This is a genomic window from Bacteroidota bacterium (assembly GCA_016183775.1).
In the GTDB taxonomy this organism is placed as follows: domain Bacteria; phylum Bacteroidota; class Bacteroidia; order JABDFU01; family JABDFU01; genus JABDFU01.
The window spans coordinates 61,723-78,861 of sequence record JACPDY010000093.1 but is presented as its reverse complement, the minus strand read 5'-3'; the positions used below and the strand labels follow the sequence as shown (position 1 = coordinate 78,861).

Sequence of the window (17,139 nt, the reverse complement as noted above, 5' to 3'; positions counted from 1 at the left end):
GTCAATAATTATTCAAACGTCTCCAATGCAGAATCAGGCACTCCGGTACGGTTGGTTGCTTTTGGGTTTTGTATTGTTTCCTCGTAAATTACTTCAGCTACTTCTCCTTTGTCTTTTTCTGCTTTGGTTTCAGAGGCGGTTTCCTCTTGTTCATTTTCTTCTTCTTCCTCCTGTTCCTCCTTGAAGGCTCTTACTTCTTTCCTGATAATATCACGAATGCGATCAACAAGCATTTCATTTTCTGCACGGATTTCCATAACAACTTTTGCTTTTTTGATAATGATGGATAGTGCAACCATTAGCAGTTGCTTTTCAGGACTGAGTGCCGCAGCTTTTTTTCTAAGTATGTGAATAAGTAGTGGGCGAAGTAAGGCTTTGTCTTCTTCATCCAGCTTCATCCGTTTAACATTCTTAACGTTCTGCTCATCTATGACCTGGATTACTTCTTCAAAGTCATAGAAGTCCTTATGCTTACGGATTGTTACGAAGTAACCGCCACCCACTTCCAGTACGGTATTATTAATTGTACCGATGATGCTGTCTGCCATCAGGCCAGCGTGTTCTAATGGGATAGCAAAGCCTTCTTCTTCCTTACCGGATTCACCATCTTTCTTTGTTTCCTCGGTTGGCTCGGCATCAATTTCCTGTTCGGGTGCATCTGTTGGCTTTTCTTTAGGCTTAACTTTTGGTTCCTCTTTATTTTCGCCTATGTTTGCGCTGTCCTTTCCTTCCTTCTTGGAATCACCTACATCTTCCGATGTATGAGTTTTTTTAACCACCGGTTGCGCCAATGGGCTATCATTTTCTTCCGGTATTGGTTCAAACGCAATGTCCTGCGGATCCTTCTTTAAAACAGTTTCAATAAGTTCCTTTGTATCTTCCATGATGGGATTAATTAATTTTTCCAATAAAGTCTATCAACCTTGATTCAAGCAGGGTATAGTTGCCTACAAATTTTGCATTGCCTTTGGGCATGGCTAAACGATCTTCCACAGCGAAACAGCCATACATGACAATCCGTGAGCTACAATTAAAGTTCAAACCGATTTTAGGGTAAGTGTCCTCCGTGTATTTTCGTAACAGGTGAAAGCAACACATTCTTGCATCCCGGTATTCACGGACAGTACTGACGAAGAACAGCTCCTCTTTTAACTCAAATACTTTTGCCGTCAGGCTGACCAGGTATTGAGTTACCATTTTGATCTTTTCACGCTCGCCTTGCGTGACAGTGGTATTATCAATAAAGCTGTCTAATAGATATTTGGTTCTGCGAAGGCCAATTTTTCCAATGACCTTATCAATACTGTCTTGCAGTTGATTGTAATTGTTTGCGGTTGCTGTTTGGTTCACGTTTCTTATAAGTATTTATAGGCATTTATTGCGTTCATTTTTATAATTATATTATATAATTTAACTTATATAGTATAATTTACAAATGTAAAAAAACAGTCCCCTTTTTAATCCTGGTTAATAACTATTTTATAACAAGTATCATATTTCCCTCTGTGCAGACAGAACTTACCAACTAACAACCTTTTGCTGTCTAAACCGGCTTTAAAGCCCTTTTCCTTCAATTCTGAGAGCAATACAAGGTGTTTGTTTTCTGCAAACAGCCCTGCCAGTATTTCTTCATCGGTGGGTTCAGGAGCCTCAGATTCGGGTTCAGACTTGTCCTCCTGAATTTCAGGTTCCGGTTCTTGAATTTCTGGCTCCGGTTGAGGAGTAGGTTCCTCCTGTATGGGTTCGGCTGCTATTTCCGGTTGTTCTTCTTCCTCCTGGTCATTGTTCTCCAAATGATCTTCGTACTGTTCTTCCAAGTCTTCCATTAACTCATGGGAAAGACTTTCGAGCTTACTCAAAAGCTCTTGTTCATCCTCCCCGGTTGTATGTTTCCAATCTTCTTCCAACTCGTCAAATCCTAAAATGCGCTTTTGAAGCAAATCGGATGGGGGAAAAGATTTAATAACATCATAATTGTCAGTGATGAACTCTTGGTGCGGAAATTTTTTCATGTTATAGATTTTATAGGTTTATGCTGTTTGTTTTTCTTCGTCATTAAAGCGTGATTCGATGAATCCTGAAATTCCCGCAGTTAGTATGGAAGTGACTAACACTACGCCAACGGTTTTAAAGAACTCGCTGGTCGGAGGCATTTTGTATGCGAATTTTCCTCCTGCACTTTTTCCAAGATTATAATAGAGCAATGCTTCAGCAGTTCCTATTACTAATCCGACTGTGGTTATGATAATGGTATTTTTGTTCATGGCGCTTCCTTTTATTGTCACTACTATTCATGCACAGCTTGTTCTTCCAGCTTCTTGAATTTTTCTTTTAATTCGTCCTGAATGGGCTTTATTTTATTCAAACCCCATATAGCTTTTAATTCATTCAGGAAATTAAGCACAGCCTTTTGTGTACGCTGGATAACATCGCTATCGTCTTTGAGATTTTTAGGAATAAGCGTTGCTGTTTTTATTAATTCCTGGCGCAGCTTTCCGACCAGCGTTTTTTTCTTTGGCGCTTTGATCTCGCCACTTTCTATTTTCTGCTGACGGTCTTCCCTGATTTTTTTACGGCATATATCCAAATCACCCAAAACCTTTTCCGCTTTCTCCATCACCTTTTTGGAATGAATTTTTTTGGTTTCCTTTTGTGCAGTATCTTCTATTTCTTCCTGCGTTTCCTCTTTGATCCGGGCAATATCCTCCTTCACCATTTCAACTATTTCCTTTCCGATTTCCTCTGCCTCCTTTTTTAGTTTTTTATCGTTGGGATATTCTTCCACATCTGTAAGGGTTTCATCAAAAATTGAAAGTCCTTTTAAAACTTTTTCGCTTAAAAGTTTCTTGGAAATTTTCTCCTTATCCAAAAGGTCGTATGGGTTATTTTTTAAGGTAGCCATGTGTTTTATTTTTGTTAGTGATTATAAAATTCTTCGATACCCAGGTTCTTCAGCAAGCTGTCCCGATCTGAAAGTGAAACACGAATAATGAATGTATCGCCTTCGACCTTGGTAATAATTTTCTCGGTAGCCTCCATGTTCTTTATCTCTGTTTCAAATTCTACGGTATTGTAAAACCTAACATCCACCTGGTATTCCTCCGGCTTTTGCGTAGGGTTCTTTTGCTCCTTTACAATGTCTTCCCAATTATCATAGAGCTGCAATTTTACTTTCGTGCATCCTTTCGCTTTAGCTTCAGTAAGAAGATTTATAAAGCTGTCAATGTTTGTGGTTTTCATATTGTTTTTTTTATGCTGCGTTTCTTAATTCCCTTACTTTTTCCAACCGGTTTTTCATGCGTTTGAATGATTCACGTAATTCAATGATCTTGGTGAGCCTGTCGGCTGTTCCTTCAAGCGCCTGGCCTTTCTTTTTCTGTTCTGCTTGTTTTGCTTTGGCTGCATCAGATCCGTCGTACACCATGCGTTCGCTTAACAGCTTTGGATTCAGGCTTGCAAATTCTTTCACACGCTCCGCAACTGTTTTGGGTTTGTAGCCCTTTTTAACACGGTCTGCAATAATTTCTTCTGCCTTGGCATTGATACCCTTATCTCCTGTGGTTTCATCCATGTATTTTTGCTTCACATCAATTTCCTTGTCAAGATTTTTCGTTACCGATTCCAGTTTGAAATTGATGTCCAGCCCTCTTGGTTGCAGCACTTGTTCAATACCCCTCTGTACCGCAGCATACGCTTTTCTCACTTTATCAAAAGTGTTCTCATCCAAATAAGAGGATCCTGAATTTTCATCTTCCAGGTAATCCCTGTAAATTTTAAATAAGGTTTCAATTGTACGTGCTTTTCCTGCTTCTTTGGAAGGGCTATACTTATCAGCTGTTTTCTTAACGTGCGGGAAATTGGTATTATAAATGGCTCTTTGCTCGTCAAGTGTTTTAAGCACTTCCTTTTGATTTCTAAGGCCGTTTAATTCGTCCTGCAATCTTTCCTTTTCTTCCATCATCATTAACCCGGCCAGCGCATGAGGATCCGTTACCAATCCCATTTTCAATTCACCCGGATTAAATTCTTCAAGGCTAAGTGCATTGGTTTTTCCTGACCTGAACCAAATCTCATTGATCCGGCTTGTTTTTTCTTCCAGCTTTTGAAACATGAATATATCTATGCTGTCTTCCATCAGCGGATCAACAATACGCACGTTGGCGTAGATGTTTCCGAACCTGAAAATTCTACCCTCTAACTGTTTTTGATCGGTGGGATTAAAATTTAGCCAGCAATTATAAAGCACCGTAGAACGCTCCTGTAAATTGATACCTTCTTTGATGGTATCGCTGCCAATGATGATTTTAACATCACCTGCAAGGAAGCGTTCTTTGATTCCTTCTTTTTTGGAAACACTGATACCGCCTTTGATGATTCCAACTTCGCTTTCTTTATATCCAACCTTATGTACCAGGTAATCTTTTAGCAGCGGGAAATAATGTACGCCTGCATTCATATAAATAACCTGCCCTGAAACCGGTTCGTCACGTTCTTCATGGTATTGCTTAACGGATTTAATGCAATCCATCACGTATTTCAACTTGGGTGATGTTTCAACATACTGCTCGTAGGTTGGCCGCTTTTCGGGATTACAGGCATACAGGTAAGGGCTTAATGCGAGCTGACGTGCAAAGGACATTGCACGAAGTATGCGTGTTCCTTCCGCTTCATCATCGGATAAATTTTTCTCATCCAGGTTCTCTGCAAAACCTTCTTCACCTTCTTCACCGTCCTCGTAACCGTGAGGGTTCACACAAAAGTTGGTCAGGCTGGTATTTCCGGTAACATAGGATTCTATGTCCTACATAAACTCTTTTTGAGTTTGTGTCATGGGAAGACTGGTACTGACCTGTTCTTCCGGTGGCAGGGATATGATCTTACCTCCAACTTTCATGCTTACCATTGGCAATACAATTTTATTTGGGCGCTGGATGTTTGCATCTTCACCAGTCTTGTATGTAATGAACTTAAAGATGAGGGACTGAAGCGCAATTAAATTGTTAAAGCCCAACACAATTTCTTTTCGCTGTGGTTTGAGTTTGGCATTAATAACAAGCTCCATGCTTGTTTTGATAAACAAATCAAAAAACTGCTTGATGTTCTTAATACCGGATTTATCCAATTGCTGATATCCGATCAGCGCCAGGATCGAATAAATTTCAAGCGGACTGTTGGTGAATGGAGTAGCGGTAAGCAGCATAACATTTCTCATTTTGTTTGTCCGCAAAATGTACTGGCTAATCATAAAGCCTCTCAACGCTGTACCGGAAGGCGAACCGGACTTAATCTGATATTTTGATTTTCCTCTTTCTGCATCATCTCCCTCGATCTCACCTTTCACTTGCGTAAAAGATTTCTTCATGGCATGGGCTTCATCTACCACCATATAATCGAAACCAAGGTCTTCTATGTTCACCATGCCACCTTTGATTCCCCTGCCCATCATTTCATCAATCTTTTCAAAGAGCTGTTCCTGTTCACGCTTTTGTTCAGTTCCCTGGTTGAGTATCTCGTACAGTTCAGTACCAATGCTTTTCCATGTTTTATCATTAAAGCCCAAACGATTAAATCCTTCGTAAGTCAATACGGAAATACTGTATTCAGGTACTTTCTCGATCTCACCTTTTTCATTCTTCAGCTGATCTATGTATTCCGATCCTAAGTTGTACAGATCATTCACCTGGTACTGTGGCAAAAGTCCGGTAAGCAATACTTTTCCTTTGTCCACCATACCCCGGATTTCAGTAAGCCAGTTTTTATAAGTCTGATTGGGAACAATGATGAAAGGACGTTTGCATTGCCCGCTTTCTAACGCTTGTGCAAGCGCAAGTATGGCGGTCATGGTTTTACCCAATCCAACATCATAAGCAATACAGCCGGAACCATGCACACTGATAAAGCCAATTCCTTCCCGCTGTGCATTGCGGATGAATAAGGGTTTATTCTTAAATGTACTGGAGCAGGTGAAAGCAACCGGGACTTTGAAATAGTTGATCTCCACATAACCATTGTAACTACTGTTCCAGGCTTGTTCAATCCGCAGCTGGTCATCACGCATAATCGCTTCAGCAAGAAAGCGGACAAAAAAAGTATCGCCTTCCATTTTTGCATTTTGTTTTAAACGCAATTTTTCTTCTTTGTCGTAGTGCCTGCCGGGGTTTCTTCCTTCGAGGTAAAAAGTAATAATGTCCCAATCGTTCGACTTTTTAAATTCATTTTTAGCAAGCGCACGAAGCCATGTCTTGAATGCTTCTACAAGTGATGTTTCTCCTTCCACATATTTCAGAAACTCTTTTTCATAAACTTTAAATGAGGTTCCATCAACAAGCCGGCTGATCTTAATTTCTTTTGCAAAGGATGAATCCGGTTTAATGAACAGGCGGTTTTGTACTACCGGATCAGCAAGTGTTAATTTGCGTGGCTTGATTTGCTCCAATCCTTTCCATTGTCTTTCGTATTGATCCTTGCCGTAATTTTTAATAATTGCATCTTTCTCACGCAGTAACATGGACTGCCTGGTATAAATATTTTCTGCATAGTACAATACACTTGGCATATAGCCTCCGTCATAATAACACAGCACTCCTTCTTTCAGCCATTTGTCAAGGTATTTGGCGGTTTCAGCAAGTGGAATAATGTATTTTGACCAGCCGTTATTTGTATTCAGAATAACTTTCTCATCATTGAATCCATTGTTTTTTCGTTTGTACCAAAGCCAGGCTTTTATTTCTTCATCGCTGATTCCTTTGTTGTATTGCTTCATAATATCATCGAAGCAAAAAGTTTCAGTCCCGCAGTCGCCTTCTTTTTCTTCCTCACCTGATATTTTTCTTAGTGCCTTATCTGCATGATCTTTCTTGGTCAGGTGAATTACCTTGTCCAGGTTATCACTCTTTACCTTGTCGGATAATAGCTGCTCTAAAGGCTCTTTGATGTCTGTTTCGAGTGCAGGTGAATCTTCCACCTGAAGATTGACAGGCGAAACATTTATTCCCTGTTTGATGTTATCAATTGTTCCTCTGACCTTGGTTACAGCTTTTCCAAAACGGTCTGTTGTTTGATATTGTTCTCCAAGTATTTTATCAGGATGTTGTTTAAACCATTCATCTCCTTTTAACAGGTCAATGGACTTTGTGTTTCTATCCACAAGGTTTTCTTCTTCTCCATTGCTTTTGTCGAGCTTCAACAAATTATCAACGTAGGATTTGATATTGGCAGGAAAAAGAAAATCATCTTCATGGAAATAATGATTGCTGCCTCCTGTAAAGTCCTTCATGTTTTTAATGGAGCGATACAATACGTTATTTATTCCGTCCCTGCTTAGAGAAATATATATTCCTTTGTCGGGCGTAAACATTCCCATCAACCGAAGATCACCGCTTCCTGCATCACCGGACTTATTAAAGTTTATATCATACTCTTTTAATCCAAGGTAAATGGCAAGACTCTGTAATGCCTTTTTTCCCAATCGCCCGAACTGCTCTTTGACTTGTCCGTCATTCATGTAACCGTCAATGGTTTCATGCTCTAAAAGAAAGTTGGCAAATTTGTCAAGCGTTTCCGTTTTATTTGTTGTTACTGCTTCCATTTGTCGTGATTTTTTTCGTTGGTTAATGTCCCTGATTATCGAGCGAAACATCTTATACCCTTGTGCCATCCTTAAAGAATCTCATGTCCCAATTCCTGTTCTGTTTGAGCGATGGCTGGGCCAATGCCCATACCTTCTTCAGCGCACAAGCGGATAATCATATCTTCCAATCTTCTTTGGCCTTCTGTTGTGCCTCGCATTTCGCACACCTTCGGCCATAGAACATGATTGCATTCACCAAGTTCTACGTTGATGAGTTTGCGTACTTCTTCAATTCGTTCACTGTTTCTTGCCATTTGTTGTAAGTTTAATTCGTTGTAATCGGTTTTGTTTTTATTGTAAAGTATCCCGCTTCCCATTAGGTATTTTGATATCATATTTCTTTGCGTTGCTGCAATCATTTATATTTTCTTTTTAAAAACTACTATGTCTGTGCCTATGTCAGTTGTATCGAAGGTTCTTCCGGGAAGCCGGTACGCATCGAGTAAATCTGCTTTGGCTACTATTTTTTCTTTGAGCTTGTCGTACTTGGAATCGTTGGTAAAAAAATTACTTGGAATAATGAATACCAATAGTCCTCCCGGTTTTAACAAGTCTAAACCCCGTGTGAGAAAGTATTGATCGTACTCCGTTGCACCGGTCCATTTCTTTTCGCCCATGCCGGCATACTTACCCGAAAACTCTCCGTAGGGTGGATTACCGATCACCAGGTCAAAGGGGTGATCTTTATTGAAATCGTCCTTCAGGTGAACATTTCCCGAAAAGAAAGTGGTTTCAAATGGCAGTTCAAATATTTGTGCATTGGGGTAAAGTATTTGTGCGATGCGGGCTGAATAATGGTTTGTTTCAAATCCATAGATCACTGCATCCTTTGGTGCATACTTTAAAAAATGTCCTGTGCCTACGGATGGTTCTAATACCCTGCCTGTGCTGAATCCAAAATCATAGGCCAGCGCCCACATTCTTTCAATCACTAAGTCCGGGGTATAGTATTCGTAGAGTATTCCCTTTCCGCTTGCGCCTTGCTTTATCAGTCCACCGGAACCGGTATATTGGCTGATATGAATTTTATCCATTGCGCTGTAAGCACTTTTTTTCTTATCCTTTTCATCAATGTATTCTTCAATGGACTGGTTGAGTTCCAACTGGGAGAGTTTTTTAGGTTTTGTACTTTCTTCCCTGGAAGCTGCTGACTTCTTTTTTTTCTCAATAAATTTCCAGTTCTCTGACATTTCAATTCCCTGTTCCTCTCCAAATGCTTTAAGCACTTTCAATGATTTCTCCAGTTGTTTTTTCTTTTGCTCCTCGTTATTGAGTATGCTATCCTGTGTTGCTATCAATAGTTCTATCCGCAGATAAATAAATTTGAAGGCATGAGTAAAGGCTTCCTTCCTTGTAGAATAGCTTTGTCCGTCAATACTTGCTGCCCAGCTTATTCCCTGAGCATCTCCAAAGAGTTTTGCTGCACTAATTCCAAACTTATACTCTCCGGTACTTGTCTTTGCAATTTCAATGGAGGCTCTGAATTTTACATCTTTTGGAAAGGGTATTTCAATCTGTTCAAGATTTTTTCCGGCTGTTTCTTCAATATAAACTCCGCTATCGTTTGTGAGTGGATCACTTTGTGAAGCATCTTTATTTTTCTTGGACTTTGTTGATACAGGTTTGTCCACTAAGGTTTCCTGCTTGTCAATGAGGATATCCACTAAAAAACCAAGGAGTGTTTTTGTTGGTAGCAGTTTGCGAGTGTAGCCTTCTTTAAAGAGATCAAAAAAATACTCCTGTATAACCTGCATTTTCAAATTCAATCCACCGTCCCGAATCGTAGAGCCGTTGTCGGTGGTATAATCATTCAGCGCAACCGTATTAAATTCTTTAGCTACCTGGTCAGCAATTTCGACTTGCCTTTCTAAAGGCAATTTTTTTATTTCTTCCAGTAAACGTTCCTGCAAAGTGGAAGCATGAAAAGCTGTACCATCAATAATAACTTTATCAGGATAGCTTTCGTCTTCTTCATCTTCTTTCGTCCAGTAGGCTGTTTCCAATGAAGCGATCAAACCTTTGTTGGGTGCTTCACTCAGGACAGCTTTCTTGTTATTAAGAAAATTCAATATCACATCTTTGCCTTGCTTGTATTGTTTCATTTCCCAATCCAGGTTATTAGCGATGGTTTTGTTTTTCCCTTTTACTTTTCCGGTTTTATCATTGAGCATTTTTTTACTTTCTTCTTTCAGCTTGCCCATTTCCTTATCAATAATTTCAATAGCTTTTTGGGGATCACCAATAGCCCTGTAATTTTCCGCTGCTGCCCACCAGTCGTCTTCATTGTTCCCCAATACCTCATAGAGTGCATCAACGCTTTTATAGCCTGTGTAAACGTTTACATAGGGATAGTTTTTATCGGTGGGCAACCCCAATTCTTTAAAAAGTTCTTCACCTCGCTGTTCAAATACTTCCAGCAATGTGCCTCTTGAAACATCAATGGAATGATCCGAAGGATGCGTGAGTTGCATGAGTTCATACAACTGTTGTGGAGTGGCTTTGGATAAAGTATCGTCAGTAAACTTTTCAAGGTCTTTGAACTTATCGGAGTTAAAATTCCTTTGCGTAATGTTCTTTGAAATGAATGGTTCCCGGACACCTTTAGGAATCATAATGTTTGCAATGAGTGTTTCCTTGTTTACAATATCTTTTATTCCGCCTTTTACCTCTGAGGTTATCTTAGCGGGTTGTGGCTTGGATAGAACAGGCTTCTCATTTTTCACACCCATTGGCCGTAAGGTGATTTCCTTGTTTGCTTCTTTGATTAGTTCAGCTGGAATTTTTCCCTCGTTGATGGATTGTTGCAACTCTTTGTTGTGAACATTTGCTTGCTTCTGAATGGAATCCGCTAATGCAAACTGTTCATTCCTTTTTGCTTCATTGCGTGAGCCAGCAAGTGTAGTAACTGCGTTTGATTTTAAAGTATTAGCTTTTTTACCAAGCAATTCACGAACGATGTCAAGATAAATGGATGAATACCTGCTGTGCGGAATGACTTTGTACTGCTTCTTTGTGGTCTTCCCAAAAAGTTCTTTGTACTTCTGTTCGTTGATAGTGTCTTCAAGGATATTGGAAGTGTAAAGCACCCGGATTGTATCCATTTCTTCCTGCGAAAACTCGTTGCCCTGCAATAGTTCTTGCTGAAATTTTCCATTGAACATATACAGCAAATACAAGTCGTCATACATTAACCTGGCCATCACAACCGGGTTGAATTGGATTGTACCGTCATATCCTTCATCGGTGGGTTCATCCTGCTGTTGGCTTGAAGTATCAGATATGCTTGTGTCTTTGTCCTTGAAATACTCACGGGTAAATTCCTCTGCCATTTTTTTTACCGGCTCCTTAAAATAATTTTCCATCATCCGGTTATCCAGCAAACCTTCCATAACACTATCCCTGAAAGAATTAATGTCAGGCATATCGGACAAAAGCTGTTCAATGTCTATCTTATCCAGCTGCTTTGGATCATGCCCAAACTCTTTGTACAGGCTTCTTGCCAGTTCCTCGCTGTTCTCATCAATTTCGGTGGTGTCAATTACTTCTCCGTCCTTATCGAGGTAGGTTACATTGTAGCTGGTGGGTTCGCTCTCCATGTCAAATCCCAGGCTTTTTGCAAATGCTACGACTTCATCAAAGAGTTCATCCTGGAAGGTGGTGTACTCCTCTGAGATTAAATATTCTCCCCATTTAAGTTTGTTCTCCAGCCCGGTTAGCTTGTCCTTCAGTTCCTTCTTTTTCTTTCCCGATTCTTTGGATTTACTGGCTTTAAGTTTATTCAGCTCTGAGTTGATCTCACGGATCTCTTTGGTAATTGGTTTCTCGTACTTTTCCTGGAGTTCCTGCGATACTTCATCAAAGCGCTGAACAAGGTCTATGACCGGAACATTTTTTTTAAATGCTTCTTTGGCTGAAAATGGTTGTGTTATTCCAAGTGTTTTGAACTTTTCTTTTGCTCTTACTTTTTCTGACCGGGTATGAATCCAGCCGTTACGCTCACGTTCAATTTTTTCTTCCACTTCATTTGTATATTCAGCATTGGGCTTGTCTTCGTATTCTTTTTCTTCCGTCTGATCGTAAATCTCTTTGTAATGGCGCTCATTGTTTTCATTGTTAAGCACATTCACAGTAAAAAGTTCCCGGAGATATTGCCGTTCATCTTTACTGAATGCTCTGCCCTTTAGTGATTCTGCACCAAAGCGCCCAACCCATTGATGGTACAGTATGGCCTTATCAGTTTTCATAATGTACTTGGCCATGATGTAGGGATTGAAAACAATGTCCCCGGTTGCGCCTGTTGCTCTGAAATTGAACTCTGTGGTTAAAGCAGTTTGTGATTGTGGCTCTTGCTGTTCTTCTTCATCGCTTTCCGCTTTCGACAAATCAATCTTATGTCCCTGGTTAATGATGTTGGTAAGCCATTGATTCAGGAAGGAGTTTAAATCCTTTTTCAGTTTTAGATTGACCAGCTGCTTACCGTCTTTTTCACTGTACACTTCTTGGTAAACATCTCCATAACTTTGTTGAAAGGTGAGCGCTTCGGCAGCTTCCATGTCAGGAATAATCCTGATCTGCATATCAGGATCAGCCATTACATCTCCGTTTTGCACGAAGTTGTGAGCAAGCGCAATGAGATAGTTACCGTTTTTGTCTTTGCCTAAGAAATCATAATTCAAATCCATTCGTCCACCGGAAGGATCCACAACTGATTTACCACTTTGCTTTCCTTGCTTTAAATGTTCTATTAGGTTGGGGATGATCTTCAATAGCTTGTTGTATATGGAAGAATAGGGCTGCATCTTAGGAACTCCATGTATTTTATTGTGGAGTTTATTTGCGGCTTTTACCATCGCTAAATGATGGTTCCAAACTCGTTCGGGATCTTCTCCACTCATGTCCGGCTTAACTTCTTCAAGCCATGCATCAAAATCTTCTTTGGTAGCGTGTTCAACCTTTTCATATCCCTTACCATCCTTTTTCAGCCAGTCATGGAATTGTTTAAGTACCGCAAACGCATCAAACTTTTCAGGTTGTTTCTTCGCCAGTGGTTGAACATATAGCGGAACGTGTTGCAATTCGTACCCTTTTAAAATCCTTGCAGCCTTTTCAATCGCTTTCTTTGAATACAATACGCTCGGTTGTATTTTTGAAAGATTTTGGAAATAATTTTTAATGTGGCTGGATAAAATTTCTTCTTTGCCCTGGTAAAAATCCACCGGTTCCAAATCAACAGATCCTTCGATAGTTTCACCATTCTGCCAAATAACTTTATAATACACATCAGAGAATTTTCCAATTAATCCCTTCACGAACAGATCGGCTCCACTCCATGCGCTGTACTTCTTTCCTTCTTTGTAAAGCGGTTGTGAATTACTTTCTTTCGTTGTGAGGGAGATTTCTCTCACCGGAATTTTGTCGGTCTGTGTTGGGCTTTCTCTTGGCGTTTTACTTTCGGGATGAATTGTTTTTTGCCTTGGAACAAACTCATTTGCTCCAATGATCTTTCCTTCATCGAAAAGCATTCGTGCTTCCCGAATGTGTGTTTTTGGTTTGGCAGCGAGAGCAAGAAACTGATCTCCGAACTCCTGCTTGGCGAAGTTCATAGCGATCACTTCTGCTCTCGGTTTGGACGGCTCAAAAACAATGAAGTTTTTTAGATTTCCATCTTTCAGGGTAATGAGAATAAAGCTGAACTCCTTTTTCTCGATGTTGGTTTTAACCGCATTGAAAGAAGGGGAAAGGAAAAGGTCAGGCCCATCCGGTGATGTGGGCAGAGTGATCTTCACCTGTTCGGCAAATTCTTTTGCCTCGGTTGATTTATCTCCATACCACATCGTCATTGTCCTGCTGTGTCGAAATCCATGTACCCTTAGCTTGGGTTGAAGTTGTGGGGACGGTTCGGCATTAAAGCGAATCTCCAATCCACCTTGTCCGGGATTTTCCGCAATGGCAATAACTTCATCCGCCCATTTACGAGTGGATGCCTTTTGAGGCACACCGGAGGTTTCCTGATTTTTTTTGCTCATCCTGTTGACAAATGCTTTTAGTGATCGTAAAAAAATTCCTTAAGGGCTGTTGTTTACAGCTCTTATAGATCAATGTCGTTGAAGGTTCTTAGGGGCTGAAAGGAATCCTCTTTAAAGGACTTGCTACTCAGCTCTTATAGGACTTTTGTCTGCGGGCCTTAAGGGACTTTGTATTTTTCTCCTTAAGACTTTTGTTCCCGGCTCTTAAGAGGCTTGGAAGAAATCTCTTTAAAGACTTTCTACGCAGCTCTTATAGGGCTTTTGTCTGCAAGCCTTAAGGGAATTTGTATTTTTCTCCTTAAGACTTGTGTTCCCGGCTCTTAAGGGGCTTGGAAGAAATCTCTTTAAAGACTTTCTACGCAACTCTTATAGGGCTTTTGTCTGCGGCTCTTATAAGGCCCTCCAATTTTTCTCTTTACGGCCTGTGTATTTTTGTCTTCAAGAGATTTGTACGAAGGTCTTAAGGGCTTTTGAATGGATAAAAGTATTTTTTATGTGAAGGGAATTGTGGGTTGGGAATTGTAGTGTACTACAACTTTGGCAAAACTCTTAAAGGGGAGTTTTGTCAAATTCATTATTATCAATGATTTGGAAGGTTTTTTGAAAATGAGGGTTATTGGAAAATGCTACAACTTTTAGTATGGACGTTTTTAATTTTAGTATAGAGAAATTTATAGGTGATTTTCACGAGTAACGTCTTTTTATAAGTGTTTTTCATGGAATATAATTGTTTTTCACACTTAATTATCTATTAAACAAGTAGGATTTCAAATACAGCCCTATTTATTTATTAAATTTGCCCCTGCAAAAATGCAAGAAAAATAAAAATGCCCGAACAACAAAATATAGAATATAAACAAAGTTGGCACGATGATTACCTGAAATGGGTTTGCGGTTTTGCTAATGCTCAGGGGGGCGTTATATACCTTGGTAAAGATAATGACGGAAAGATTGTTGGGCTTGATGATTACAAATACCTAATGGATGAAATACCCAACAAAATAAGAAACTTAATGGGTATAATAGTTGATATAAACCTGCACGAAGAAAAGCAGAAATACTTTATCGAAATTATCACTCATCCGTATTCAGTTCCTATTTCGTTAAGAGGCAGATATTATTATCGAAGTGGAAGCACCAAGCAGGAACTAACTGGAGCAGCACTCAATGATTTTCTTCTTAAAAAATCAGGAAAGACCTGGGATGATATCATAGAACCAGATGCAACCTTAAGTGATATTGACGAGAGCAGTATCAAATTATACCTGGGTGCTGCTGTAAAATCTGGTCGCTTGCCGGAACATGATGGACTTTCTACGGAAGAATTATTGGAAAAATTACGCCTTTCTAAAAACGGACAATTGAAACGAGCTGCAATAATTTTGTTCGGGAAGGATCCGGGAAAGTTTTATCCTAACACGTTCGTAAAAATTGGTCGCTTCGGGGATGATAATGTTGATTTGAAATTTCAGGAAACAGAAGAAGGCAATATAAATTCGTTATTGCCAGCTGTATTAAACCAGCTAAACCATAAGTTTTTGACCAGGTCAATTGAGTTTGAAGGAATGTATCGTATTGAGAAGGGAGAATATCCTGTCCCTGCTATTCGTGAAATGCTTTTGAATGCTTTGGTGCATCGTAATTATATGGGAGCACCAATACAAATACGTGTGTATAGCGATAAAATAAATATTTGGAACGAAGGCTCTTTGCCCGATGGGTTAACACTCGCATCTTTAAAGAAAACACATTCCTCTATCCCCCGAAATCCGATAATTGCTGAAGTATGCTTTAAAGGTGGCTTAATTGATGCATGGGGACGTGGAACTATAAAAATTATAGACACCTGTAAAGCCGCAGAATTACCCGAACCCGAAATGACTGAGAGAGATGGAGGTTTTTTAGTCACTCTTTTCAAAGACAATTTGAACCAAGATCAATTAATTAAACTTGGACTTAATGACCGGCAATTGAAAGCGGTGCTTTTTGTGAAGAAGAAAGGACGGATAACTAACAAAGAATATCAGACTTTAAATGAAACTACTGAAAGAACAGCATCAAGAGATTTATCCGATTTAGTAGAAAAACAACTCCTTAAAAGTTCGGGAATAAAGGGAGCAGGAGCTTTCTATTATCTTGTCTAAAGATTGAATAACGCCATAATACCGCCAATAACGCCATAATACCGCCACAATAAAGACAAGGTTTGAAAAACAAAGCAATCAGGGATTTGGCAGAATTAGTTGAAAAAGATGTTTAAAGTCATCTGACACCCAAAGATGCAGGTTCTTATTATGAATTGCACCACTAATTATATAAATATATTCCTTAGCCGGTCAATTGCTTTTGGTGTATAACTGAAGTTCTCCCAAACTGTTTTAAAGGCATTGTTTCCAATGTCCTTGCGTAGTTGAATGTTCGTTATCAATTGATCGGTTTTCTTTATCCATTCTTCTTCTGAAGAAGCTATACAACCATTTTCTCCGTCCTTTATAATTTTATTCAGGGGCAGCATATTGGGAGCGACCACCGGAACCATATTGGCAGAAAAATCAAGTAACCGATTAAACGATTTGCCTGAAGTATTATAGCTGTTATCTACAAAAGGAAGTAGTCCAATATCAAATGCCAAGCTGTTTAGTTTAAAATGATAATCATAGAATGGAACTGGTTTCTCGTATGTTATTCTAAGCTCCTTTAAAACATTATACTGTTCAGCTATTTTTGGGGACCAGCCGAATAGTACAAACTCTATACTCTGCTTGTGTTTCTCCAATAGGGAAATAATAGGTTTTTCAATCGTTTTAAGATCGTTTCCCTGGCTTGCATCGAGAATAATACCAATTCTTACTTTGTCCGTTGTATTGCGGTTGATCTGCGGAATTTCCTCAAAGGTAAAGTTGGATAACAGATTAGGAAAGCGCTCAAAATATAATAGAAATTCCTCCTCATGCTTTTGCACCAGGTCATTATAAAAATTCAATATCTGATTGTTGGGAGCAGAGAGAATATCAACCTGGGATAAATTGCGAACTATCATTTCTTTCAATTCCGGTTTTAACTTTTTGTAATCAGGATGGTACTCCGGCAGCTCGTGATAATTGGTGTCGAGATCCATTACAAATTCTATATCGTCATTTATTTCACGCATATTTTTGATAATATAACTGACATCAGTGAACATGGCTGGGATAACAACATAGTCAGCCCATTTCACCAAACGAAAATCAACCGGGCTATCGTAATCATCAAACATTTTATTGAAATCCCATTTGTGAATATGGCCTATAATTGAAGCATGGGTATTTGTCCGGTTCAGCTCCAGCGCAGGCAATATCATCCTGTAATATCCTGGTTCATTCATGCAGGGAGAAAGAAACAGCACATGAATTTTATTATCCTCCATGTCGTAATGTGGATACATTTCTTTAAAATCTTTTGCCGTGTTTAAGCGAGAATACATTTCTTTTAGTGTTTTCATAA

General features: G+C 39.4%; 12 protein-coding genes. 1 reads left to right on the top strand and 11 read right to left on the bottom strand.

Going from position 1 to position 17,139, the window contains the following annotated elements:
- Window positions 1-8 precede the first annotated feature (8 nt).
- The 10 genes from HYU69_11945 to HYU69_11900 form a co-directional block, all read right to left on the bottom strand.
- Window positions 9-884: a hypothetical protein gene (locus tag HYU69_11945; GenBank protein ID MBI2271047.1), complete on the bottom strand. Its 876-nt coding sequence runs from the start codon at window positions 882-884 to the stop codon at window positions 9-11.
- A gap of 7 nt (window positions 885-891) precedes the next feature.
- Entirely contained in the window at window positions 892-1,350 is a 459-nt protein-coding gene (locus HYU69_11940; protein ID MBI2271046.1) for a hypothetical protein, read from the bottom strand.
- Window positions 1,351-1,457: 107 nt separating this feature from the next.
- Window positions 1,458-2,012 carry a hypothetical protein gene (locus HYU69_11935; GenBank protein ID MBI2271045.1) on the bottom strand — a complete coding sequence of 185 codons (555 nt, stop codon included), beginning with the start codon at window positions 2,010-2,012 and terminating at the stop codon, window positions 1,458-1,460.
- Window positions 2,013-2,030: 18 nt separating this feature from the next.
- A complete protein-coding gene (locus HYU69_11930) occupies window positions 2,031-2,264 on the bottom strand; it encodes a hypothetical protein (GenBank protein MBI2271044.1) in 234 nt (77 codons plus the stop codon).
- Between the two features lie 23 nt (window positions 2,265-2,287).
- Entirely contained in the window at window positions 2,288-2,902 is a 615-nt protein-coding gene (locus tag HYU69_11925; GenBank protein ID MBI2271043.1) for a hypothetical protein, read from the bottom strand.
- Between the two features lie 14 nt (window positions 2,903-2,916).
- Window positions 2,917-3,240 (bottom strand): hypothetical protein, encoded by a 324-nt coding sequence (locus HYU69_11920; protein ID MBI2271042.1) that lies wholly within the window; start codon window positions 3,238-3,240, stop codon window positions 2,917-2,919.
- A 10-nt stretch (window positions 3,241-3,250) separates the two neighbouring features.
- Window positions 3,251-4,753: a hypothetical protein gene (locus tag HYU69_11915; protein MBI2271041.1), complete on the bottom strand. Its 1,503-nt coding sequence runs from the start codon at window positions 4,751-4,753 to the stop codon at window positions 3,251-3,253.
- 48 nt (window positions 4,754-4,801) lie between these two features.
- Window positions 4,802-7,588, bottom strand: a complete 2,787-nt coding sequence (locus tag HYU69_11910; GenBank protein ID MBI2271040.1) for a DEAD/DEAH box helicase family protein — start codon at window positions 7,586-7,588, stop codon at window positions 4,802-4,804.
- A gap of 71 nt (window positions 7,589-7,659) precedes the next feature.
- Window positions 7,660-7,989, bottom strand: a complete 330-nt coding sequence (locus tag HYU69_11905; protein ID MBI2271039.1) for a hypothetical protein — start codon at window positions 7,987-7,989, stop codon at window positions 7,660-7,662.
- Window positions 7,990-13,656, bottom strand: a complete 5,667-nt coding sequence (locus HYU69_11900; protein ID MBI2271038.1) for a DUF1249 domain-containing protein — start codon at window positions 13,654-13,656, stop codon at window positions 7,990-7,992. It lies immediately after the preceding gene.
- Window positions 13,657-14,483: 827 nt separating this feature from the next.
- Here HYU69_11900 and HYU69_11895 point away from each other — a divergent pair.
- Window positions 14,484-15,800: a putative DNA binding domain-containing protein gene (locus HYU69_11895; GenBank protein MBI2271037.1), complete on the top strand. Its 1,317-nt coding sequence runs from the start codon at window positions 14,484-14,486 to the stop codon at window positions 15,798-15,800.
- A 167-nt stretch (window positions 15,801-15,967) separates the two neighbouring features.
- Here HYU69_11895 and HYU69_11890 read toward each other — a convergent pair whose 3' ends face one another.
- Window positions 15,968-17,137, bottom strand: coding sequence for a glycosyltransferase (locus HYU69_11890; protein MBI2271036.1), 1,170 nt, complete (start codon window positions 17,135-17,137; stop codon window positions 15,968-15,970).
- Window positions 17,138-17,139 lie beyond the last annotated feature (2 nt).

Bases quoted from the DNA above. Each gene is read 5' to 3' on its own strand.
- HYU69_11945 (MBI2271047.1), bottom strand. From the start codon at position 884: ATGGAAGATACAAAGGAACTTATTGAAACTGTTTTAAAGAAGGATCCG.
- HYU69_11935 (MBI2271045.1), bottom strand. From the start codon at position 2,012: ATGAAAAAATTTCCGCACCAAGAGTTCATCACTGACAATTATGATGTT.
- HYU69_11930 (MBI2271044.1), bottom strand. From the start codon at position 2,264: ATGAACAAAAATACCATTATCATAACCACAGTCGGATTAGTAATAGGA.
- HYU69_11925 (MBI2271043.1), bottom strand. From the start codon at position 2,902: ATGGCTACCTTAAAAAATAACCCATACGACCTTTTGGATAAGGAGAAA.
- HYU69_11920 (MBI2271042.1), bottom strand. From the start codon at position 3,240: ATGAAAACCACAAACATTGACAGCTTTATAAATCTTCTTACTGAAGCT.
- HYU69_11910 (MBI2271040.1), bottom strand. From the start codon at position 7,588: ATGGAAGCAGTAACAACAAATAAAACGGAAACGCTTGACAAATTTGCC.
- HYU69_11905 (MBI2271039.1), bottom strand. From the start codon at position 7,989: ATGATTGCAGCAACGCAAAGAAATATGATATCAAAATACCTAATGGGA.
- HYU69_11900 (MBI2271038.1), bottom strand. From the start codon at position 13,656: ATGAGCAAAAAAAATCAGGAAACCTCCGGTGTGCCTCAAAAGGCATCC.
- HYU69_11895 (MBI2271037.1), top strand. From the start codon at position 14,484: ATGCCCGAACAACAAAATATAGAATATAAACAAAGTTGGCACGATGAT.
- HYU69_11890 (MBI2271036.1), bottom strand. From the start codon at position 17,137: ATGAAAACACTAAAAGAAATGTATTCTCGCTTAAACACGGCAAAAGAT.